The sequence below is a fragment of the Paraburkholderia bonniea genome (genome assembly GCF_009455625.1).
GTDB classification, from domain to species: Bacteria; Pseudomonadota; Gammaproteobacteria; order Burkholderiales; family Burkholderiaceae; genus Paraburkholderia; species Paraburkholderia bonniea.
This window is the reverse complement of sequence record NZ_QPEQ01000001.1, coordinates 798,145-820,014: the sequence shown is the minus strand read 5'-3', so window position 1 is coordinate 820,014 and position 21,870 is coordinate 798,145. Positions and strand designations below refer to the sequence as shown.

Below are 21,870 nucleotides of genomic sequence, written 5' to 3'. Positions count from 1 at the left end.
ACGGGGCGTATTAATGAGACCGTCGGCAACACCGAAGGCAGGCATGCGCGATGCGTGACGCAAAGGCCACGTGGCGGGGTCTGGAAGAGAAAAGCAGCAGGCTAGCGAGGCCGCAGGCAAACGCTGGGCGAGTTGTCTGGGCTCGCGTTGATGCAGCTTGGTGCAGCTGGCATGGCAGCAAAAAAATGACCCGCTAACGTCTGGCTAGCGGGTCATTTACTGAAGTTGATACTGAAGTTGAATCTGATTCAAAGCGGCGAGGTAGCGAGGTATCAAGGCATGCGCGTAGCCAAAACCCTGTGTCAGGCCGCGCGTGGTCCGGCATGCAGTTGCTGCATGTCTTCCGCCCCAGGCAGGCTTGGCAATTGCACCCAGAAATCCGTGCCACGTCCCAGTTCGCTGCTCACGCCCACCGTCCCGCCGTGGCGCTCCACCACCGCGCGCACAAACGGCAGCCCGAGACCCACGCCTGCTTCGGCATCGCGCTGCCGCACCGCCTGAAAGAACGGCTCGTATAGCCGCGCAATCGTGTCTGGCGTCATGCCAATGCCCTGGTCAATCACATGCAACGCAAACTGCCCGTCGTCTGTCGCCACGATCCGCACCTCGATCGCGGTGTTTTCCGGCGAATACTTGATCGCGTTATCCAGCACATTCACCACCGCGCGCAGCAGCATGTCGAGGTTGCCCTGCACATACGGCTCGCAACCGGTTTCGTTGTCAGGCCCCAGCAGTTCAATCGATTTCTGGTTCGCGGCCAGCCACACCTGGTCCATCGCTTCGACCGCAATATCGACAAACGCGACCGGCGTGAACACCTTGCGGTCCATGCGCTCAGCCCGCGACAACTGCATGAAATCTTTGGCCACTCGCAGCGAGTAATCCACCTGCTCGCGTAAATCCTGCAAAAACACATGATCGTTGCGCACCACGCCCGACGCTGTTTCAGCACCACGCCGCTCAATCAGTGCAAGGATGGTGGTCAGCGGGCTACGCAAATCGTGCGCGATATGGCGCAGCATCTGTTTGTCATTGGATACCGCATCGGTCTTTTCACCCGTGTCGATCAGGCAGATCAGATGCAACGCTTCGTCGGGCTCACCCGCTGCCCGGGTAGTGCTAACCGGCGGCGTCGAGGCATCCGTCGTCAGCATTGGCTCGCACAGCAGCACATGCGTGCGGCCCTTTAGTTCGATCTCACGCACGGCGGGCCGCTCAGCGCTACGGCTTTCCGCCACCAGTTGCTCCAACCCGGCCTGGGTGACGCCTGCGCCATGAGACTTCGTTTCAAGGCCGCTTTCCAGCAAGGCCGCCGCCTTTGCATTCCAGATCGACACGCGGCCACCGACCGCCATAAAGACTGGGTAGGGCAGCTGATTAATCATGTCCACGTACATCTTCTGCCACGCCCGCACTTCGCGCATCGCGGCTTTCAGGTCTTGCAGCGTGCCGCCACTTTCAAGCACCGAGGTGTCCGCAGAAGGGCTGCCAAGCGAAGCAGAGATTTGACGCAGATGACGGATCTCGCCACGCATCAGCGCAAAGGTGCGGCCCAGCCGCTCCCACGCGAAGAAGGCATAAATCATCACGCAAGAGGCTGGCAGAAAACCCAGCGGCAGCCAGATCCGTTGAGTGAACAGCAGCACCGGCAGCGAGAGCACGAACAGACCCCAGCCCAGCGCGATGAAATGCATCCGGTGCCCTGTGACGAAACGGCAGATCAGCATCATCACCAGCGCCAGCGCGAGATACACCGGCACAGTCACCATCGAAGGCGGATCGCGCACGACCGCGCCGGACATCACCGCACTCGTCACCAGTGCATCAAGCTCCGCACGCGAGACCGCATCCATATGGAGTGACGACACACGGAACTGGCCCTCGCCTTTCCATGCCGTATGGCCGATAAAAACGATTTTTCCGGCAAAGGCTTCGGGCGCAACCCGGCCTTCCACCACATCAATCAAGGAGTACTGCGGCAAGCTGGCCGCGCGCGGCAGCATCAGCATCACGGCCATGGTGCGGTCCGCGCCGAGCGACAACGCATACGGCTGCTCAAAATCAGTCAGCTTGAATGGCAGTGGCTCGCCAGCCACCCGCAACGCTTCCAGCGCGACATGCGAATACGTCAGCGCCCCCACCGTCTGGTACGGCACGAAACCATTCACCACGCCGTAATGCCCGAGCGTCACGGTGCGATGGCCGTAACCCGCCGCATGCTTGCGCAGCGTTTCAGGTGGCCCCATCAAAGGCTGGCCGTCGCTACCGGTGGCAATGCTGGGCAACGCCAGCACCACGCGGCCGTTGCGCCGCAGCGCATCGGCGATACCAATGACTTCGATACTCGGCGTGAACGGCAGGTCGATCACCACGCTGCGCGCGTGGTCGACGTACTTGAGCAATTCGCTCGCAGCGTGTGGCAAATTCTCAGCCGGCACCGCCTGCAGCGTTTTCTCGTCGATATTGATGACGGCGACGCCATCGGTGCGTACCGATGGCTGCCACTTGCGCATGGCGTCCAGCATGGCGCGATCGAGCGAACCCGTTGCCATGGTGCCGCCAGGATGGCCACTCAAGGCCGCGAGCGCCAGCATGCCCAGCAAGAACATCACCCGCACCACGCCAGGCACCGTGCAGCGCCGCAACCAACGACGCACGAACGACATCAAAACGCCTCCGGAGCAGGACGCGAAGCAAGACACAAAGCAGCCAGCACAGGCACCACCATCTGAGACCTCACGCGCGGCTCACGCGCGGCCCCGGCGCCGCCCGCAACGAGCCCGGTGCTGCAGCAGAAGCGGCAGAAGTGGCATCAGCCGCAGTCAGCCGCATCCGTGATGCCTCGGGCATCTGGCTGCGCGCCACGCGTTCAAGCCGGTAGCCGTAGTTATAAACAGTGGAAACGATCACTTCGTTTTTCGCCCGCAGCTCAAGTGCGCTGCGCAGCTTGCTGACATAGGTGGCCAGCGTCGCATCGTATTTACGATCGACGGCACCCCAGATTTGCTTAATCAGCACATCTTTGGTGACGATGCGGCCGAGATTCTGAAAGAGGTAAAACGCCAGATCAAACTCACGGGCGGACAGCGTCAGCACTTTCTTGCCATTGACCCCATCCACGGTGACGCTGCGCGCGTCGCTATCCAGCAGATAACGCCCCACCTCCAGCGTCGGCACACGAGCCAGTTCGGGAAAATACTTGCGCAACTGGGCCTGAACCCGCGCCACCAGCTCGCGCTCACGCACGGGCTTGCACAGATAATCATCGGCACCGGAATTCAAACCGTGAACGATATCGCCCTCGTCATCGTGCTGCGTAATCATCACGACGGGCAGCAGATGCGAAAAACGCTCCCGGGTGAGACGCAGCACTTCAATGCCGGGGGTGCCCGGCACATCCCAGTCGAGCAGCAGCAAGTTAACCTGTTCACTTTCAATCAGTTCAAGAAAGCTGTCGCCGTCATGGCGCACCAGCACTTCATGTCCCGCCTTGGTAAGCCAGCCCGCCACGGCGTTGGCCTGTTCTATCGAATCTTCCAGAATCGCTATGCGCATTACCGCCCCTCATCAGGAAACTGACTGCGGAACCGATCCACTCCGAAAATCATCCGGAAAGATCGGCGTGAGCAAATCTATGCGTTTTAAATAACCACAAAATTTGCAGAATTATCCGATAACTTATTGGGAAACTTCCTAAGAATAATCTTAAAAAACGAAGATTTCTAATGCTCGATACAAAACCATTTAATAACTGAGAAGCAGGTGCCGTTTTCTACAGATGACATCGGCAAGATCTAGCGCCAACGGCTAAATCCAGCTTACGTATCGAAAGATATTGCTTGACCCTGGCCAGGATTTTTCAGGCTTGCTCGAGCGAAGTTGAGATAGACCCGCCGCGCGATCCAGCCGATGAGAACCGGTTCCATGTAGCACTCCGTTGTACCCGTGGTAGTTGTACCTGTAGTAGATGTACCGGTAGTACCAGCAGGAGAAGTACCGGCAGTAGATGTACCGGTAGTACCAGCAGGAGAAGTACCGGCGGCCCGCTTGATGCGGGCCGTTTTTATTTCAGCGCGGGCTTAAAGCACCTCACCAAAAGCCATCTGAAAATTAATCCGTCATACCAAATAAAAATCAGCATAAAAATCAGCATAAAAATCAGCCAAGCGACTTAAACATCCCGCAACAGCGCCGTTTTATTCAGGTGTAGCCGCGCAATACAACCTGCCGCTGGCTTCCATCTACCTCATAGACCCAAATCTCTAGCAAAGGAGCTAACACCATGTTGAGCCTGCACACCAATTCAGCAGCTATGTCGATCCAGCGGACTCTGGGCAAGACACGTGCCGCAGCCGATACGTCGATGACCCGTCTGGGCACTGGCTTTCGCATCAACTCCGCCAAAGACGGCGCAGCTGACCTGCAGATCGCTACGCGTCTGCAAGCACAAACACGCGGCATGAACGTCGCTATGCAAAACACGCAAAACGCGACCTCGATGCTGCAAACCGCCGACGGCGCATTCTCTGAAGTTAGCAACGTGCTGCTGCGCATGAAGGATCTGGCTACGCAAGCTGCTGATGCTTCTTCGTCCGCCAAGGACAAAAACGCGATGCAAGCTGAGTACGATGCACTCGGCAGCGAGTTGTCCAACATCATGACCAACACCTCGTACGGCGGCGAAAAGCTCATCAATGGCGGCAAGCTCGCTGACAAGATGAACTTCCAGATCGGTGCCAGCAAAGCCGAAACCATGGAAGTCAACTTCAAGTCTCAGATCGAAGCACTCGGCACAGCATTCAAGGCTGCCAGCAAGAGCTACGACGATGGCAGCGCAGGCACCGAACTTACCGGTGCAGGCACCGCAGCCGACCAAATCGACAAGATCAACGCCGCCATCGACGCCCTCGGCACTTCGCGCTCGGCAATCGGTGCGGTACAAAACCGTCTCTCGCACATCAACAACAACCTGGGCAACATGGCCAGCAACACCGCCGACGCTCAAGGCCGTTTGATGGATGTCGACTACGCGTCTGAAAGCGCCAACATGACCTCGAAGCAAATCCTTCTGCAAGCCAGCACCTCAATGCTCAAGCAAAGCAGCAGCATGAGCCAGATGGTGCTGTCGCTGATCCAGTAAGTTTTAGCTTCAAGTCTTCCTGTCGTACAACGGCCCGCTTGATGCGGGCCGTTTTCATTGCAGCGCAGGTGTGAGGATTGTTCCAGGTCAGATGACGCACGAAAATTAACACGTTATCCATAATAAAATTTACAAAGTTATTTAAAAAGCTTGTAACAGCGACGTTTTACACAGGCGTTGCCATACAAACGCAACTTGGCACTGGCTTTCAGCCATCTCACCACCCCCTCATACAGGAGCTAAAACCCATGTTGAGCCTGCACACCAATTCAGCAGCCATGTCGATCCAGCGAACTCTGGGCAAGACACGCGCCGCAGCCGATACATCGATGACCCGTCTGGGCACTGGCTTTCGCATCAACTCCGCCAAAGATGGTGCAGCTGACCTGCAAATCGCTACGCGTCTGCAAGCACAAACTCGCGGTATGAACGTCGCTATGCAAAACACGCAAAACGCCATGTCGATGCTGCAAACTGCCGACGGCGCATTCTCTGAAGTCAGCAACGTGCTGCTGCGCATGAAGGATCTGGCTACGCAAGCTGCTGATGCCTCTTCGTCCGCCAAGGACAAAGACGCGATGCAAGCTGAATTCGACGCCCTGGGCAGCGAGTTGTCCAACATCATGAGCAACACCTCATACGGTGGCGAAAAACTCCTCAAGGGCGGCAAGATCGCTGACAAGATGAACTTCCAGATCGGTGCCAGCAAAGCCGAAACCATGGAAATCAACTTCAAGACTCAATTCGAAACGCTCGACAAGGCGTTCGAAAAGGTCAGCAGTAGCTACAGCCCTGCCGTGACTCCGCCTCCAGCCCCCACTCCAGCGCCTCCGGGCCCTGGCGGTTATGTCTCCAGCCGCGCTGCGGGTGAGGAACTGACCAAGACGGGTGAAGCGTCCAAGCAGATCGACCAGATCAACGCCGCCATCGACGCCCTCGGCACTTCACGCTCATCAATCGGTGCGGTACAAAACCGTCTCTCGCACATCCACAACAACCTGGGCAACATGGCCAGCAACACCGCCGATGCTCAAGGCCGTTTGATGGACGTCGACTACGCGTCTGAAAGCGCCAACATGACGTCAAAGCAAATTCTTCTGCAAGCCAGCACCTCGATGCTCAAGCAAAGCAGCAGCATGAGCCAGATGGTGCTGTCGCTGATCCAGTAAGTTCAAGCTTTTCTGCAGTTCCGGCGGCCCGCTTGATGCGGGCCGTTTTTATTTCAGCGCGGGCTTAAAGCACCGCACCAAAGGCCATCTGAAAATCAACCCGTCATACCAAATAAAAATCAGCATAAAAATCAGCCAAGCGACTTAAACATCCCGCAACAGCGCCGTTTTACTCAGGTGTAGCCGCGCAATACAACCTGCCGCTGGCTTCCATCTACCTCATAGACCCAAATCTCTAGCAAAGGAGCTAACACCATGTTGAGCCTGCACACCAATTCAGCAGCTATGTCGATCCAGCGGACCCTGGGCAAGACACGTGCCGCAGCCGATACGTCGATGACCCGTCTGGGCACTGGCTTCCGTATCAACTCCGCCAAAGACGGCGCAGCTGACCTGCAAATCGCTACGCGTCTGCAAGCACAAACGCGCGGCATGAACGTCGCTATGCAAAACACGCAGAACGCGACCTCGATGCTGCAAACCGCCGACGGCGCATTCTCTGAAGTCAGCAATGTGCTGCTGCGCATGAAGGATCTGGCTACGCAAGCTGCTGATGCTTCTTCGTCCGCCAAGGACAAGAGCGCGATGCAAGCTGAGTACGATGCACTCGGCAGCGAGTTGTCCAACATCATGACCAACACCTCATACGGCGGCGAAAAGCTCCTCAATGGCGGCAAGATCGCTGACAAGATGAACTTCCAGATCGGTGCCAGCAAAGCCGAAACCATGGCAGTCGACCTCAAGGCTCAGATCAAATTGCTCGACGATTCATTCAAGGCTTCAAGCAAGAGCTACGCTGGTGCCGCCGCAGGCGACGAACTCACCGGAGTAGGCGAAGCCGCCAAGCAGATCGACCTGATCAACACCGCCATCGATGCCCTCGGCACTTCGCGCTCAGCCATCGGTGCGATACAAAACCGTCTCTCGCACATCAACAACAACCTGGGCAACATGGCCAGCAACACCGCCGACGCTCAAGGCCGTTTGATGGATGTCGACTACGCGTCTGAAAGCGCCAACATGACCTCGAAGCAAATTCTTCTGCAAGCCAGCACCTCGATGCTCAAGCAAAGCAGCAGCATGAGCCAGATGGTTCTGTCGCTGATCCAGTAATCAGTCACCGTCGTACCCGTTTTAAGTCTTCCCGCAGTACATTGGGCCCGCGTCACGCGGGCCCCTTTTTTCAGCGCGCCACGCGCCGCGCGCCTCGGCAGCCGCACCTGCACGCTTCTTGAGAATTTATTCAGACTCTTCGCCCGCCTTAAACGGCGCGACGAAAATCGCTGCATTCGTTCCTCCGGAAAGCCGCCGTGTCGACGCCAAACAGCTCCCCCGTTTCATCCCAGATTCAACCCGCCGCCAGTGCTGCCAATGCGCTGGTGCTTGATCCGTGCACCTTGGGGCGCCCGTTTCACCTGCTCGAAAATTTCAAGCTGACCCTGCAACGGCAGATCGACCGCCATTTGCATGACAGCTTCAACCAGCGCCATAACACCGCTTTTTCCGTCACCGACGTCGCCGTCATTGCCTTCGCCCCTACGCCTGGTGAAGAGGCGTGGCATAGCTATGTCGCATGCGGCGGCAGTATTTCGGTGCGCGTTGAGCGGCGCATGCTGTTGACGCTTCTGGCCTGCCATTACGGCGACCGGCAAAACGCTGGCGATGAAGAGCTCGGCCCCGAAACCGCTACCGAACAACGCTATGGCGTGAGCACTGGCCTCGCGCTGCTGCAAGAACTGGTCAGTTGCATCCAGCCTGACGCACAGCAGGAAGTGCTGTTCGAGAACCGCTCGCAAACCCCGCCGTCAGCCGGTGCCCGGGTGCTACGCGTGACCATCTATGAGCCGACGATCGGGCTCTCGGGGCTACTCGAATTCGCCATCGACACCATCTGGCTCAACCGGCTATTCACCTACGCCACGCCGCGCCGCAACCTGAATGCGCCCGGCCACGACACACCGCTGAACACGCGGATTCCAGTCACGCTCACAGCACAACTGCTCACCAAGGAAATGATGCTCGACGACGTCCTGTATCTCGCCCCTGGCGACATCATCCCGGTGCGGCTGCCCGAAACCGCTCACGTGCTGGTTGAAGGCTCACGCATCTACAAGGCAGCTATCGCCGAACAGGGCGGCATGCTCTGGCTCACCTCCTTTGAAGACATGGAGTAACTCTATGGATATGACCGACGACCTCGATCTGGACGCCGTGCTTGACGGCCTGACCAACGATTCCGCTGAAGCGGAAGACACCAGCGCCAACACCACCAGCCGCCGCCCCTCGATTCAGATGCTGCGCAAGATTCCAGTGCGTTTGACGCTGGAAGTCGGCAGCGCCACCTTGCCACTGTCCGAGCTGGTCACGCTTGAGCCAGGCTCCGTGGTCGAACTCGACCGGCTCGCGGGTGAACCGCTGGTCATCAAGGTCAATGGCGCGCCGATCGGCAGCGCTGAAGTAGTGGTCGCAGGCGAAAACTACGGCCTGAAAATCGTCCACCTCGACAATCTTCAGGTGCTCACGCAATGAGCCCCAACCTGCGTCGCATCAGTCTTGCAAGCCTCGTGCTGGGCGGCGCGGGCCTGAGCTATGCGGCCCCCGCTGCGGCGGATGCGCTGACGTTGCTGTCTGGCGGCAGTCAGGGTGCGCCATTGACCGTCAAAACCCAGATCCTGGTGCTGATGACCCTGCTTGGGCTGCTGCCCTCGCTGGTGATGACGATGACCAGTTTTCTGCGTTTCGTGATCGTGCTGTCGCTGCTCAAACAGGCCCTCGGTCTGCAACAGGGCTTGCCTGGGCGCATCGTCACCGGCGTCGCGCTGGTGCTGACACTGCTGACGATGCGCCCTGTCGGCGAAGCAATCTGGCGCGACGCATTCGTCCCCTACGACCAGGACAAGATCAGCCTGCAACAAGCGTTAGGTGTTGCGGAAGGCCCGCTGTCGCGCTTCATGCTGGCGCAAACCAGCAAGACCGCACTCCAGCAAATCGCGCATTTGTCCGGCACCGGTGAAATCACCAAAGCCGAAGCCCAACCGTTTCTGGTGAAACTCTCAGCCTTCGTGCTGAGCGAGCTGAAAACCGCATTCCAGATCGGCTGCATGCTGTTCATTCCATTCCTCGTGATTGATATCGTGGTCGCCTCGGTGCTGATGGCGATGGGGATGATGATGCTGTCGCCACTCGTGATCTCGCTGCCACTCAAGCTGCTGCTGTTCGTGCTGGTAGATGGCTGGGCGCTCACGGTGAATACGCTGATTACCAGCGTGCGGAGCGTGTGATGCTGACACCCGATCTCGCCGCCGATCTAGCGATTGACGCGCTACGTCTGGTGCTACTCATCGTCGCCGTGCTAATCGTGCCCGGGCTAATTACCGGTGTGCTGGTGAGCTTGTTCCAGGCCGCCACGCAGATCAACGAACAAACCATGAGCTTTCTGCCCCGGCTGCTAGTCACCTTGCTGGCGCTGGCGCTGGCAGGCCGCTGGGTCGCCGACCGAGTGATGCACTACACGGTCGAAATCTTCACCCGCGCCGCGCAGCTCGCGGGCTGAAATGGAAGCCACCATCCAGCAGTTGCAGCCGCTTGCGCTCGCGGTGCTCTGGCCTTTTTGCCGCATCGCAGCGGCTTTCGCCACCGCGCCGGTGTTCGGCGAAGCGATGTTGCCGTGGCGTCTGCGCGCGCTGATCTCGCTGATCCTTGCGCTCGCGCTGCAACCGATGCTGCCCGCCGCACCCGCGATTGATGCGTTATCGCTGGCAGGCATCGGCGCGATAGGCGAGCAGATTTTGCTCGGCGCGATGATCGGCTGTGTGTTCCATCTGATTCTCGCGGTGCTGCTGTTATTCGGCTCGGTGGTCTCGTCGCAAATGGGGCTGTCGATGGCGGCCATCAACGACCCGCTTAATGGGCAAATGTCGGATGCGCTCTCCAGCGTGATGTACGTGCTGTTCATCCTGCTGTTTTTTTGCGTGGATGGGCATTTGCTGCTGCTCAATGTGCTGGCGCGCAGCTTCACGGTCTGGCCCGTTGGTAGCGCGGCGTTTAGCGCGCAAGCGCTGCAGCAACTGGTGTTCGCTATTGGCTGGATGTTTTCGGCAGCGCTCGCGCTAGCCTTGCCCGTGGTGTTCGCCACCCTGGTGGTGCAAATCGGCATGGGTTTGTTGAACCGCACTGCACCCACACTGAATCTATTCGCGCTGGGTTTTTCGATCACCACGATGACCGGCCTGCTGCTAGTCACTTTGCTGATCCCAGCGCTACCTGAGCACTACGGCCGCATGGTGAGCCACGTGCTGGACCTGTACGCCACGCTGGCCAGCGCCAGCACCACTTCAGGGAGTGCCCAGTCATGAGCCAGTCCCAGACCGGTGACAAAACCGAAAAGGCCAGTCCGCAGAAACTGCGTAAGGCCAAGCAGGAAGGCCAGGTTACCCGTTCACGCGATGTCGCCACCGCGATCGGCATCTTCGTCAGCCTGAAGCTGTTTGTCGCACTGCTGCCCGGCTGGCTGCACGAGATGAAAAACCTGTTCGCGCTTTCGATGGCGGACCTGTCTGGCGTCAACGGGCTCGACAACGCGCTCTCGCTGCTGTTTCCCACCACCTTGCTGTTGATCGGCAAGATGCTCGCGCCCCTCGCCGCCGTGCCGCTGGCGATCATCGTGGGCTCGATGTTTCCGGGTGGCTGGATCATGAGCCACAAGAATTTCATGCCCAAGGCGAGCCGCCTCAACCCCATCTCGAACCTGAAGCGGCTGGTCTCGCGCAAGCACTACATCCAGTTCGGCACCACGGTGCTGAAAGCCGCGACGCTGGCGGCAGTGCTGTGGACCGTCTGCCGCGCCAATCTCGATCACTTCGTGCGGCTCCAGGGCACGTCGCTGCCCGATGCACTGGCGGGCGGCTCAGCGCTCTTTTTGAATTCCGCGCTGGCGCTCAGCGGTGTGCTGATTGCGTATGCGCTGATCGACGCGCCAGTGCAGCGCATGTTGTTTCTGCGCGAGCAACGCATGAGCAAGCGCGATATCAAGGACGAAATGAAAAACAGCGAAGGCCGGCCCGAGGTGAAAAGCCGGATTCGCCAGTTGCAACGGCAGTTCGCGCGCCAGGGGATTCGCAAGACCGTGCCCAGCGCCGATGTGGTGATCGTCAATCCAACCCACTACGCCGTGGCGCTGAAATACGACGAAAGCCGGGCACAAGCGCCCTATGTGGTAGCCAAAGGCATCGACGAAACCGCACTGCTGATCCGCGAAGTCGCGCGCCAGCATGGTGTTGAGGTGCTTGAGCTGCCACCGCTGGCACGCGCGGTGTATCACACCAGCCAGGTGAACCAGCAAATTCCGGCCGCGCTGTATCGCGCAGTCGCCCAGGTGTTGAGCTACGTGTTGCAGATCAACGCGTTCCAGCGCGGGCTAAGCGGGCAACGTCCGCAGATGCCGCGCGTATTCGATATTCCAGAAGAGTTACAGAGGGCCCAGGCATCATGACGTCAACGTCTCCGCTATCCCGCTTCACCGCCAGACTCGGCAAGCTCAAGTTCGCCGCACCGCTCGCGCTGCTCATCATCCTTGCGATGGTGATCTTGCCGCTGCCGCCATTCGTGCTCGACATGCTGTTCACCTTCAACATCGTGTTGTCGATCGTGGTGATTCTGGTGGCGGTATCGGTACGGCGGCCGCTGGAGTTTTCCGCCTTCCCGACGGTGATTCTCGCGGCCACGCTGATGCGTTTGACGCTCAACGTGGCCTCGACCCGCGTGGTGCTGCTGAATGGCCACACCGGCACGAACGCCGCAGGCCAGGTAGTCGAAGCGTTCGGCAATGTGGTGATTGGCAGCAACTTCGTCGTCGGCCTCGTGGTCTTCGTGATCTTGATGATCATCAATTTCGTGGTGGTGACCAAAGGCGCTGAACGGATCTCCGAAGTCTCGGCCCGCTTCACGCTGGATGCCCTGCCCGGCAAACAGATGGCCATCGACGCCGACCTGAACGCCGGCCTGATTACCCAGGACAAAGCCCAGCAACGCCGCGCCGAAGTCACCTCCGAAGCGGATTTTTATGGCGCGATGGATGGGGCCTCGAAGTTCGTGCGCGGCGATGCGATCGCCGGGATTCTGGTGCTCATCATCAACTTGCTGGGTGGCTGGATCATCGGCGTGGTGATGCATGGCTTGTCGACCGCCGACGCCTTCCATCAATACGGTTTGCTGACTATCGGTGACGGCCTGGTCGCGCAAATTCCCGCGCTACTGCTCTCGGCTGCTGCGGCAGTGATCGTCACACGCATCAGCGATGCACGCGATTTTGAAGAGCAAGTCAGCCAGCAATTGCTGGCATCACCCACTGTGCTGTTTGGTGCCGCCGCGCTGATGGCCGCGCTGGCGCTGATTCCTGGCATGCCCACGATGGTGTTTCTCGGCTTTGCCGCCGTGCTTGGCTTTGCCGGCTGGCGCATGATGAAACGCCGCGCCGCCGAAGCCGACAACAACCAGGACACCGTGCGCGAAGTCGAAGCCGCGCTGCTAGCCCCACACCAGGAACAGCTCGACTGGAGCGCACTGCCTTACGTTGATCCGCTATCGGTTTCGCTGGGCTACAAGCTAGTGACGATGCTTGATGAAAGCCAGGGTGCGCCCTTACTCAAACGGATTCGCGGCACACGGCAAAACCTGTCCGAAACGCTGGGCTTTCTGCTGCCACCAATCAGCGCCCGCGACGACCTGAGCTTGCCGCCCGCGCAATACGCGATCGTGCTCAACGGCGCAGTCGTGGCACAAGCCCAGCTGTATCCCGACCGCCTGATGGCGATTCCCTCACCGACCACTTACGGCGAACCCGATGGCCTGCCCGGGATCGACCCGGCCTACAACATGCCCGTCACCTGGATCGACCCCGCCGACAAAGCCCAGGCACTCGGGCTCGGCTATCAGGTAGTCGACACCGCCACCGTGGTCGCCACTCACCTGGCCAAGATCGTGCGTGACACGCTGCCCGAGCTGTTTAGCTACGACAACGTGAGTGCCATCCTGGAGCGCCTGAACGGCATCGCGCCGGTGCTCGGCGACGCGCTGGGAAAAAGCCTGACACACAGCCAGTTGCGCCGCGTGTTCCGGATTTTGCTGACAGAGCATGTGTCACTGAAGGACATCGAAACTATCGCCGCGACGCTAGTCGAAGCGGCCGACACCACCAAAGACCCGATCCTGCTTGCAGCCGAAGTACGTTGCGCGCTGCGCCGCCATCTCACCGCCACGCTGGTCGGCCCGCAAAACGAAATCCGCGGCTTTAGCCTGACGAGCGAGCTGGAAAACCTGCTGCTGAACACAATGAGCCGCGCGGAACAATCGAACGCCCGTCTGGCGCTAGACAGCTTCCCAGTCGAGCCCAACGTACTGACGCAATTGCAAAACCACATGCCAGGCGTGCGGGAACAGATGAAGCAAATGGGCATCACACCGCTGCTGCTGGTGATCCCACGCCTGCGGCCGCTGCTCGCGCGCTACGCCCGGCTGTTTGCGCCAGGGCTCACGGTGCTGTCCTACAACGAGATTCCTGATGCGAAGGACGTGAGTGTGGTGGGTACGCTGGGTTAATGAATAGTGGGTGGGTAAGTGCGTGAGTGGTGGGTGGTGAGGTGCTTCACTCATGCAGGTGAGTGAGTGCTGAAACAAAATGCCCCGGTTAGCTCTGGCTAACCGGGGCATTTTGATGTTTGTTTCTTGTGCCTTGTTTCTTGTGCCTTGTGCAATGCGGGGCTCAGGGCTCAAGCGGGCTAACGTACCCGTTAAACATTCACCGCAATCAACGGCTGCGCGAAAAGCCCTGAATCACGGTTGGATTGTGATTGGGTGGTAGTGGCCGATGATTTCGCGTAACCACTAATCATCGCCTGATAAAAAGCCTCGTCCTGACGTTCAATCTCGGTCATGGCAGGCGAAATTACCGCTGGGTTTGCCAGCCTGTTGCCCGCAATCCCCGGCGACTTGCGCGAACTCCACGGCAGCGGTGCAGTGCCGTCGGCATAAAACGATTCTTCGCCTGCGCGCTTCCCGCCTGCCGCGTAGTACTTCTTCCACATGTGGCCAATCGGATCGTGCAGGTGCGCGTTCTCTCCTGCGGCCCAACCCATCAGGCTTCTGATTTGCGGCGTGCGCGCGGATTTCTCGGCGATTGTCTGTTTGTCCCAGATCGTGCCGTCCGCGAAGACGAACTGTTCGATGCCTTTGACGTACTCGTCGTTGTGCTGGACCAGTTGATCGATGATTCTGAGTTCGGTATGCGAGCCGTCAATCTTGATCACGATGTTGCTGGTGTATAGCTCGCGGCTGACGGTGAGGTCCTGCGGACGGATGTCGGCGTCGAAGCGCACCACGTCGATGTAGCGCTTGTCGAGGTCGTAGCCTTCTTCAACATTGACGATCTCCTTTTCAGTTTTTCCATTTTCAAACGAAGCAATCATGCCAGTTATTTTTTCCTGTATTTTTCTCCAGTCCTTTAAGTTATTCTTTGAATATCTAATCTTGACAATTGCCTTGATTTCTGAAATGGCAAACCAGTGCTTACAGGAGGCCACGGCATATTTATTACATTCAATGTAAGCAATAGTCTTACCCGGATCATAAAAATATTCTTTCTCCCCCGACCTCTCTTCGGAATCGATAATTTTTTTTCCTTTTTCACTTACCAGCCCAAAAAACAATTCGGGCTGCACCTCCGTGTTTTCTCCATCTAAAAATCGACCGATCATTTTAGGGAACCACACCGATGGATCTTTCTCTGTCTGCACATCTGGCTCAACGCCAACAACTATCCACTCATCATTTTTAGCTTTACTTCCTTTAATCCCTAACCAACTAGCCTGGTTTGATCTATTCAATGGAGAAAAATCTGGATAATGAAGTAAAAGTGTGAATTCCACGATAGGGACATCTGGGCCTGGTGGATGGCGAACCGGAGGATTAGCCCATATCCGGTCCCCCTCATACTGAATCATAAAAAACTGATAATCCGCAGGAATCACCAGCCTCACACCATTCATACTTCCTATCCCGGGTTCCGCTGGCTTTTTGTTGCCCTCTCTCAAGCACCCGGCCCAAAAAATCACGGCTGCCAAGCCAATGCCTATCAGAATTTTTTTCATTTCAGTCTCTCCGGTGTATAGGGATACACCCGCAATACTCATAAGTAATATCTCAAGCCGCACAAAATCCAATGCGAAATTGAGATTAATTTATTTAGTGTGCCGTTGATTTCGCCGAAGAGAGATTAATCTCAACCCATCAATTTCTTTCAGGTTCGGGGCGCAAGTATCACACAGCCAATTTATTTTTCAATACCCAAAACCAGAATTGACATATTTTTACAAATCACTCGCGCGCCAGTTAATTTCTATTTTTTTGCTACGCCTATGATTTTATTGGACATATTCATCTCATTATTTGGCGACATATAAATCACCAGATAAACACCATATCGCTTTCAATATGTCCGGCAGTGGATTAATTGCAGTGGATTTACATACGTGACCCAAAATCTTTGTCTGATCCAGCGCTTGCCCTGCGCTATCAGCGATTCGATGGTCGTCATACCCGATGTTGTTGCGACCCATGTCTTCATAGACAGCTCGATTAATGCATGCTGCGCAGCGGTAATCGGGGCCGCCGCCACTTGCCGCAGGACTTCGCGCGGTGCCGAGCCTTCCGCGAGTTTCAGCACGCCTTCCGCCACGCTGGCACCGAGCTTGCTCATCATGACGTCGGCTGCATTCAGCATGCTGGCCACCTCTGGCGTAACCGCGACAGTGCCCTCTCCGGCAAATGCCGAGGCCACGCTCAGGCCAATGCTGACTGCCACTAGAACGGCTCCGACAGCAGCAAGGCGTAGCAAGAAGCGGTAGCGCGGCGGGTGCGGCCAGTGTGGCGAGGCCCGCGAGGGCCGCGAGGGCCGCGAGGGCCGCGAGGGCCAGCATGCCCTGGCCGAGTAAGGCGGAGGCATCGCTGATCGCGGCGTAGATGTCGCTTTTTTTGACTTTGCCTTCGCTTATTTGAATGGTGATTTTGCTGGCGTCGTTGACTAGTGCTGCCGCAGATAATGCCGCGCCGACCCAGGGGACGGAGCCGTATTTGGTTGCTAATGGACGGATTGATTTGTTGATTGAGCCAGCGAACCCCTCCACCATTTGCAACGCTGACAACGCTGTATCAATACGGGGGCCATTTCCCTGATTTTCCTGTATAGCACCACCGACATTTTTTCCAACTTGCACAGCATTTGCTCCATTACCAATCTGGCCAAGGCCGATGGAAATATATGCGATAGATTTATTCGACATGATGCCTCCGTGAGTTCATTTTGCCGACTTGTTTTTAAAAATTCTCAACATTAATATGATGCATATAGCCACTTCAAATATGATGAATTGAATTGCAGAAGAATGATTGTTGTTGTTTTTATAAAATCCCCTCATTTTCTGATAGTCAACCAGATATTCACCGTCTTTTTTTATAAAATAAATCTGCTTGCCAGACGAGGTTAATATTGATTTTTCTTGCTGGTGCCATCCTACTTCTACTATTGAATTTTTTATCGCGTCATCTACTTTAGATGAAAATGGGCAAATTCCATTTTGCAGCCAGTTCATAGATGTGTTTTGACAGGCAAAAACTTTTTTGCCATTTTGGGTTTTCAAGAAAAAATTGTCGCCGCCTCGACTTCCAGCCAATCTTGCCTTTCCGACAGAGACGGAAAGTTGATTTTCTTCTGGAATTTTATAGAAAATTACCTCCAGCGAACCTAGAACCAGGATGGCTACGAGATATGTGCAAGCAACGCTATAAAATATTTTTTTGAGCAAATTCGTCTCCGCCCTGAAATTTTTTCAAATAGCCAATTACTGGCAGCTCGAAAATTTACACAAAGCCTTTCGCTCAGACAATTAAATTTTAATTGAGATGAAAGAATTTACATAAACTCAACAATGCCCCTACAGAATGACCAATCTCCATTAAGACTTATCTCAAGTCATAAATAATTATTAAGAATATTTCGCGTCATTAAAGTACTTGATGAAGCTTTTTGTTTTCCAGACCAAATCGCATCGTTTTGGTCGATCACGCCATCTTTGTTGTTGTCGAATTCGCGCAGTGCCTGGAAGCCGTTCGCGGCGAGCCCGTTCTCTGCGCATTAATAACTGCATTCCCCAGCGTTAAACCATCCACTAACGCCCCAAAAACCACACACCTTTCGCATATTCATATAATCGTGTGGCATTGGCGCAATTTAATCTCCGAGCGCCAAAACAAAGCCCCAAATAAAAAAAGCCTGGCATTAACATGCCAGGCTTGCCTCATTCCTTCTGCTTCCAGCTAGCAACAACAACCACTACGCCAGATCACACCCCCCACATCATTTAAGCAATGCAATCCACTGGTGCAGCGATTCCCACTCGCACTGATGCAGGATGTTTTCAATGCTGCTAGCAAACGCCCCGTTATGCTGAAACGCCCGGCAAAACACCTGAATCACTTCAGCGGCCTCAGCCTCTGCAAGCGGATGCCCCTGAGTATTCGCATAGCCCGCCAGCATCATCCGCACCACGCCAAAACACACCAGCCGATGACGGTAATGGAACAGCGGCGAGCCATGGCCCCACGGAAAAGCTTCGCGGATCGTTTCATTAAGTAAATAGCGTTCCAGCACCGCTTCAAGCCCTGCGCTTTGCACCAGTAGTTCACGGCCCGCGCGGTAACGTGCCTCGATCTGCGCGACGGATGCCGTCCCTTCTTCATCCGCGCCGAGACCCATGGCGATCTGCCGGAAGATGTTTTGCTGATGCACCGAGCGAAACGCAATATTCCGGTTGCACAAGAAGCGGGCAAACAGCTCCACATGCAGCGCTTCATTGCTCGGCAAGCTAGCGAGGCTTTCAAGGATCGCTCCGCTTTCAACCGCAAGCGTCATTTGCTCCAGCAGGAATGGCAGGCGTTCGGGCTGCTTTTGCTCCAGCAATGCTTCGATCTGGTCACAAAACAAACCCAGCACCGCGAGACGCTCAACCACGCTCAACTGGCGCGTGTGTAGCAACTGCATGGCCCAGGTGCGGATGGCAAACATCGTGTCATGGTCCAGGCCCGGCACCGGCGGATGAGCCATGACGGTTTCGTCGCGTGCGGTAACCGGCACCTGTTCAAACTCAAACGCATCAGGTTCGAGCAGCGCTAGCCGGGCAGCCTGGGGGCACGACAGCGTCAGGCTTTGCTCGAATGCGCCAGCAAACTGGCGGGTATGGCGCGGGTACGCGTGGCAGGTATTGGAGAGCGCATCCTCGCCCAGGCTCGACTGCACCTGGCACAACCCTGACGCAGCCTGCATGCCGCACGTGCCGCTGGGGCCGTCTAGCTTGATCACGCCGTATTCCGCGTCACCGCTCGCCTGGCGGTTGCGTTTCACATGCAGCTTGAACAGCGGCTTCAGCGTGCTGTGTCCGGTGGCTTTGTAACGCTGGAAAGTGGGTTTGTCGATTGTGATCCGCCAGCCCGAGCAGCACGTATCCGGGCACTCCGGCCCGACACAGGTGAAGCGCGTCTGGTAACGCGGAACGAGCATGGTCTTGGTCAAAAGCTTATTCATTCGGATGGGCCACTCGCAAAAGATTGGCGACAAAGCCATGCAGGCCGCACGACTCGATCAAGCCGCAAGTCTGGTCGTTCAAGCCAAGGCAAACGAACAATCTCAAGAATGTCTTAACCGGTATCTGGCCGCACAGGCGGCCAGGGGTCCAAGCGTCCAGCAAGCACCGCTTCAGCCGGGCAGTGGAACATCCGCTGCGGCTCCCGCGGCCGCCGCCGGATAACGAAACGCGGTTTCCTCCTCACCGCGCTGATACACGCATTCGCCTGCGACATACGTCGCCTGAACCACCCGGTCGTCGCCTAGCGTCATCAACACGAACAGTTGCTCGACGATGTCCTTGCAGTACTCCGAGCGGAATGCCAGCAGTGGTGTCGCCTTGCGGTCCAGCACCACAAGGTCCGCTTCGTAGCCTGGCGCGATGGTGCCAATCGTGTCTTGCAGATGCAGCGCTTCGGCACCGCCACGCGTCGCCAGATAAAACGCCTGGATCGCGTTCAGCCGGGTCTGGTTGAGTTGCGCCACCTTGTATGCCTCGCCCATCGTTTGCAATGCCGAAAAACTGGTGCCGCCGCCCACGTCGGTTCCAAGCCCTACACGCACCGGCCGCTTTGCTTGCTTTGCGTCGAACAGGCGGAACAAGCCGCTGCCCAGAAACAGATTGGACGTCGGGCAATGCGCCAGCGCCGCGCCGCTCTGGTGGCAGGTGCAAAAATCCGCTTCCGTGAGATGCACGCCGTGGCCGTAGATTGAGCGCGGCCCCACCAGGCCCGCGTGTGCATACACGTCCAGATAACTTTTGCGCTCGGGAAACAGCGCTTCGACCCATTTGATTTCATCGAGGTTTTCGCACAGATGAGTTTGCACATAGGTGTCAGGGGTCGCGCGCCGTAACGCGCCGCAAACCTCCAGTTGAGCCTCGCTGCTGGTAGGTGCGAAACGCGGCGTGACGCAATACAGCTGCCGCCCGCGTTTGTGCCAGCGTTCGATCAGCGCGCTGCTTTGCGACCAGGCCAGATCGGCGGTATCGAGCAACGCGGCAGGCGCATGACGGTCCATCAGCACCTTGCCCGCGATCATTCGGGTGTTGAAGCGCGCGGATTCAGCGAAAAAGGCCTCGACCGAGGTGGGGTGCACCGTGCAATACACCGCAGCAGTGGTCGTGCCACAGCGCAGCAGCTCGCGCAGAAAAATGCCCGCGACGCGTTGCGCATGTGCGGCTTCGGCGAAATTCTGCTCAGCCACAAAGGTGTACTTGTTAAGCCACTCCAGCAGTTGCTCACCGAACGCACCAATCATTTCGGTTTGCGGATAGTGGACATGGGCATCGATAAAGCCCGCCGACAAAATTGCATCCGGGTAATGCTGCGGCGTCACGCCTTGCGGCAAGCGGCGCAGCACCTCGGACGCAGGCCCAGCATCGACAATCCTGCCACCGCCCATCACGACAATGGCATCGGGCTCGTAGACCAGACACGCATCAGGGGCTGCAAGAAAAGGATCGCCTTTGAATGTCACCAGACCAGCGCGTAGCGCCGTGAAATTGGGCATGTGAGCCTCCAGAAAAATTTAAAGCGCCAACAGGGTGCCAAGGGGTAATGCGGGTGCTATCGCAACATCCGGCCGCATCAGGCAATGCCCGGAAGTGCCTGACAACACTTAACAACGCCAGGCAACATCAGGACACACCCGGCCGCACCCGCGCCTGCAATACAGCACGCAGCTCACCGTCACGCGGGCACGACGGCCCCCTCACACCCGATTCACCCCCGCTTCACACCAGATAATTGCGCCGCAATGCCTCGACATCGACCTTCAGCGTCTCGCGCAAATACCGCTCCATGCCGCCGTACTGCCGCTCGATGATGCTGAATGCCGTATCCAGATAGTCTTCCCGCACGCTGAGCAAGCAGCCCAGCACAGCGGGATCGAGCCCCGCCTCGGCAATCCGCGCGGCCATTTCCGGGCTGACGACAGCGCACCAAAGGTTGGAAGCCAGATAGTTTTCGACGATCAGCTCGCGCTCCACCCCCAGCGCCGACAGCAGCAATGCGGTGGCAAAGCCGGTGCGGTCCTTGCCTGCGGTGCAGTGATACAACATGGTGCGGTTTTGCTCCGCGAGCGTCAGCAGGGCCTTGAACTGCGCCTGGTAATCCAGCGGAAACGCGCGGTAAATGCCGCTCATCATCGTACTGGCATCGTTCAGTGAGAAATTTTTCAGCGTGGGCAGCAACTGTGCGGGCGACAAGTTACCCACCAGCACGGGTTCCTGCCGCCATGAAAATGCTGCAGCAAATGCTGCTTCGCTAGAAGAACGCTCGCCGGGCGCGCGGAAATCCACCACCACATCGAGCTCCAGCATCTTCAGGTGCGTGATATCGGCGGCGCTCGCCAGACCCGGATTAGCACTGCGGTATAAGCGCCCAGACTGAATGGTCCGCCCATTCGCAGCGGGCAAACCACCTAGATCACGCAGATTGACGATGTTATCGAACGGCAAACTCTGGTTGTAACCAGCGGTTTCGGCCAAACGGTTCCTTTCAGCGCTGGGTGAATCCGCTTTCATTTTTGCCTGTGAGTTTAATTTCAAGATGATCTCCGTGATCGAGCCAATTTTTAACGGCAATTACCAAAATAATCTATCAAAGCGATTAATCGGAATGGCAAGTTTAAATCAATCAGATGATTTCTTGTTTAGCCAAACTGAAAACATCAAGCCCAAGGATAATCATCAGGCCAATTAATCAAACATCTTTCCAATAGCCGTCTTTAAAACAATTTTGATATTAGCCAGAAAAGCTCTCCCACCCCCAGCCAGCATAGATTTCCACCGAAAATCCACTATCCCATTAATTAAGAATATTCCTACTTATGCCGGGAAATTTCCCAAATTAGGAAATTTCCTATGGCTCCGGTTTTTCCATAACCAT

At 56.9% G+C, this 21,870-nt stretch carries 18 protein-coding genes; 10 read left to right on the top strand and 8 right to left on the bottom strand.

The annotated features are described in order from the left end of the window. Positions 1 to 302 precede the first annotated feature (302 nt). Together GH656_RS03605 and GH656_RS03600 are read right to left on the bottom strand one after the other, a co-directional pair. Entirely contained in the window at positions 303 to 2,666 is a 2,364-nt protein-coding gene (locus GH656_RS03605) for an ATP-binding protein (protein ID WP_153074621.1), read from the bottom strand. A gap of 70 nt (positions 2,667 to 2,736) precedes the next feature. Then, positions 2,737 to 3,555 carry a response regulator gene (locus GH656_RS03600; protein WP_153074620.1) on the bottom strand — a complete coding sequence of 273 codons (819 nt, stop codon included), beginning with the start codon at positions 3,553 to 3,555 and terminating at the stop codon, positions 2,737 to 2,739. Positions 3,556 to 4,282: 727 nt separating this feature from the next. On the opposite strand from GH656_RS03600, the gene GH656_RS03595 reads away from it, so the two are divergent. The 10 genes from GH656_RS03595 to GH656_RS03550 all read left to right on the top strand — a co-directional run bounded on the left by GH656_RS03595 (position 4,283) and on the right by GH656_RS03550 (position 13,905). Continuing rightward, complete coding sequence (locus tag GH656_RS03595; protein ID WP_153074619.1) at positions 4,283 to 5,140, top strand: flagellin N-terminal helical domain-containing protein; 858 nt, start codon at positions 4,283 to 4,285, stop codon at positions 5,138 to 5,140. Positions 5,141 to 5,388: 248 nt separating this feature from the next. Continuing rightward, on the top strand, positions 5,389 to 6,309 hold the full coding sequence (locus GH656_RS03590; RefSeq protein ID WP_153074618.1) for a flagellin N-terminal helical domain-containing protein: 921 nt from the start codon (positions 5,389 to 5,391) through the stop codon (positions 6,307 to 6,309). 255 nt (positions 6,310 to 6,564) lie between these two features. Next, complete coding sequence (locus GH656_RS03585; RefSeq protein WP_153074617.1) at positions 6,565 to 7,422, top strand: flagellin N-terminal helical domain-containing protein; 858 nt, start codon at positions 6,565 to 6,567, stop codon at positions 7,420 to 7,422. 197 nt (positions 7,423 to 7,619) lie between these two features. Beyond that, entirely contained in the window at positions 7,620 to 8,483 is an 864-nt protein-coding gene (locus GH656_RS03580; protein WP_153074616.1) for a FliM/FliN family flagellar motor switch protein, read from the top strand. A gap of 4 nt (positions 8,484 to 8,487) precedes the next feature. Further along, positions 8,488 to 8,838 (top strand): flagellar motor switch protein FliN, encoded by a 351-nt coding sequence (gene fliN, locus GH656_RS03575; RefSeq protein WP_153074615.1) that lies wholly within the window; start codon positions 8,488 to 8,490, stop codon positions 8,836 to 8,838. Next, positions 8,835 to 9,590: a flagellar type III secretion system pore protein FliP gene (gene fliP, locus GH656_RS03570; protein ID WP_153074614.1), complete on the top strand. Its 756-nt coding sequence runs from the start codon at positions 8,835 to 8,837 to the stop codon at positions 9,588 to 9,590. The genes fliN and fliP overlap by 4 nt, the downstream gene beginning before the upstream one ends. Then, entirely contained in the window at positions 9,590 to 9,862 is a 273-nt protein-coding gene (locus GH656_RS03565) for a flagellar biosynthetic protein FliQ (protein WP_153074613.1), read from the top strand. The genes fliP and GH656_RS03565 overlap by 1 nt, the downstream gene beginning before the upstream one ends. Position 9,863: 1 nt before the next feature. Continuing rightward, complete coding sequence (gene fliR / locus GH656_RS03560) at positions 9,864 to 10,664, top strand: flagellar biosynthetic protein FliR (protein WP_153074612.1); 801 nt, start codon at positions 9,864 to 9,866, stop codon at positions 10,662 to 10,664. Beyond that, a complete protein-coding gene (gene flhB, locus GH656_RS03555) occupies positions 10,661 to 11,800 on the top strand; it encodes a flagellar type III secretion system protein FlhB (protein WP_153074611.1) in 1,140 nt (379 codons plus the stop codon). Before fliR ends, flhB begins: the two co-directional genes overlap by 4 nt. Continuing rightward, positions 11,797 to 13,905 (top strand): flagellar biosynthesis protein FlhA, encoded by a 2,109-nt coding sequence (locus tag GH656_RS03550; RefSeq protein ID WP_153074610.1) that lies wholly within the window; start codon positions 11,797 to 11,799, stop codon positions 13,903 to 13,905. The genes flhB and GH656_RS03550 overlap by 4 nt, the downstream gene beginning before the upstream one ends. A gap of 191 nt (positions 13,906 to 14,096) precedes the next feature. Here the strand turns inward: GH656_RS03550 and GH656_RS03545 are convergent, their stop codons facing one another. The 6 genes from GH656_RS03545 to GH656_RS03520 form a co-directional block, all read right to left on the bottom strand. Next, the gene (locus GH656_RS03545) at positions 14,097 to 15,452 is read right to left on the bottom strand and encodes a calcium-binding protein (protein WP_174769683.1); all 1,356 of its coding nucleotides are present in this window, start codon (positions 15,450 to 15,452) and stop codon (positions 14,097 to 14,099) included. Positions 15,453 to 15,746: 294 nt separating this feature from the next. Beyond that, the gene (locus tag GH656_RS03540) at positions 15,747 to 16,643 is read right to left on the bottom strand and encodes a hypothetical protein (protein ID WP_153074608.1); all 897 of its coding nucleotides are present in this window, start codon (positions 16,641 to 16,643) and stop codon (positions 15,747 to 15,749) included. Between the two features lie 15 nt (positions 16,644 to 16,658). Beyond that, on the bottom strand, positions 16,659 to 17,165 hold the full coding sequence (locus tag GH656_RS03535; protein WP_153074607.1) for a hypothetical protein: 507 nt from the start codon (positions 17,163 to 17,165) through the stop codon (positions 16,659 to 16,661). Positions 17,166 to 17,716: 551 nt separating this feature from the next. Further along, a complete protein-coding gene (gene fliB, locus GH656_RS03530; protein ID WP_153074606.1) occupies positions 17,717 to 18,940 on the bottom strand; it encodes a flagellin lysine-N-methylase in 1,224 nt (407 codons plus the stop codon). Between the two features lie 171 nt (positions 18,941 to 19,111). Next, on the bottom strand, positions 19,112 to 20,491 hold the full coding sequence (gene guaD, locus GH656_RS03525; RefSeq protein WP_153074605.1) for a guanine deaminase: 1,380 nt from the start codon (positions 20,489 to 20,491) through the stop codon (positions 19,112 to 19,114). Positions 20,492 to 20,714: 223 nt separating this feature from the next. Further along, a complete protein-coding gene (locus tag GH656_RS03520) occupies positions 20,715 to 21,470 on the bottom strand; it encodes a tyrosine-protein phosphatase (protein WP_246184195.1) in 756 nt (251 codons plus the stop codon). Positions 21,471 to 21,870 lie beyond the last annotated feature (400 nt).

What these genes read in the sequence shown, in the direction of transcription:
- guaD (WP_153074605.1), bottom strand. Translation starts at nt 20,491, where the DNA reads ATGCCCAATTTCACGGCGCTACGCGCTGGTCTGGTGACATTCAAAGGC.
- GH656_RS03595 (WP_153074619.1), top strand. Translation starts at nt 4,283, where the DNA reads ATGTTGAGCCTGCACACCAATTCAGCAGCTATGTCGATCCAGCGGACT.
- flhB (WP_153074611.1), top strand. Translation starts at nt 10,661, where the DNA reads ATGAGCCAGTCCCAGACCGGTGACAAAACCGAAAAGGCCAGTCCGCAG.
- GH656_RS03605 (WP_153074621.1), bottom strand. Translation starts at nt 2,666, where the DNA reads ATGTCGTTCGTGCGTCGTTGGTTGCGGCGCTGCACGGTGCCTGGCGTG.
- GH656_RS03590 (WP_153074618.1), top strand. Translation starts at nt 5,389, where the DNA reads ATGTTGAGCCTGCACACCAATTCAGCAGCCATGTCGATCCAGCGAACT.
- GH656_RS03565 (WP_153074613.1), top strand. Translation starts at nt 9,590, where the DNA reads ATGCTGACACCCGATCTCGCCGCCGATCTAGCGATTGACGCGCTACGT.
- GH656_RS03545 (WP_174769683.1), bottom strand. Translation starts at nt 15,452, where the DNA reads ATGAAAAAAATTCTGATAGGCATTGGCTTGGCAGCCGTGATTTTTTGG.
- GH656_RS03550 (WP_153074610.1), top strand. Translation starts at nt 11,797, where the DNA reads ATGACGTCAACGTCTCCGCTATCCCGCTTCACCGCCAGACTCGGCAAG.
- fliB (WP_153074606.1), bottom strand. Translation starts at nt 18,940, where the DNA reads ATGAATAAGCTTTTGACCAAGACCATGCTCGTTCCGCGTTACCAGACG.
- fliP (WP_153074614.1), top strand. Translation starts at nt 8,835, where the DNA reads ATGAGCCCCAACCTGCGTCGCATCAGTCTTGCAAGCCTCGTGCTGGGC.
- GH656_RS03600 (WP_153074620.1), bottom strand. Translation starts at nt 3,555, where the DNA reads ATGCGCATAGCGATTCTGGAAGATTCGATAGAACAGGCCAACGCCGTG.
- GH656_RS03540 (WP_153074608.1), bottom strand. Translation starts at nt 16,643, where the DNA reads ATGTCGAATAAATCTATCGCATATATTTCCATCGGCCTTGGCCAGATT.
- GH656_RS03585 (WP_153074617.1), top strand. Translation starts at nt 6,565, where the DNA reads ATGTTGAGCCTGCACACCAATTCAGCAGCTATGTCGATCCAGCGGACC.
- fliR (WP_153074612.1), top strand. Translation starts at nt 9,864, where the DNA reads ATGGAAGCCACCATCCAGCAGTTGCAGCCGCTTGCGCTCGCGGTGCTC.
- fliN (WP_153074615.1), top strand. Translation starts at nt 8,488, where the DNA reads ATGGATATGACCGACGACCTCGATCTGGACGCCGTGCTTGACGGCCTG.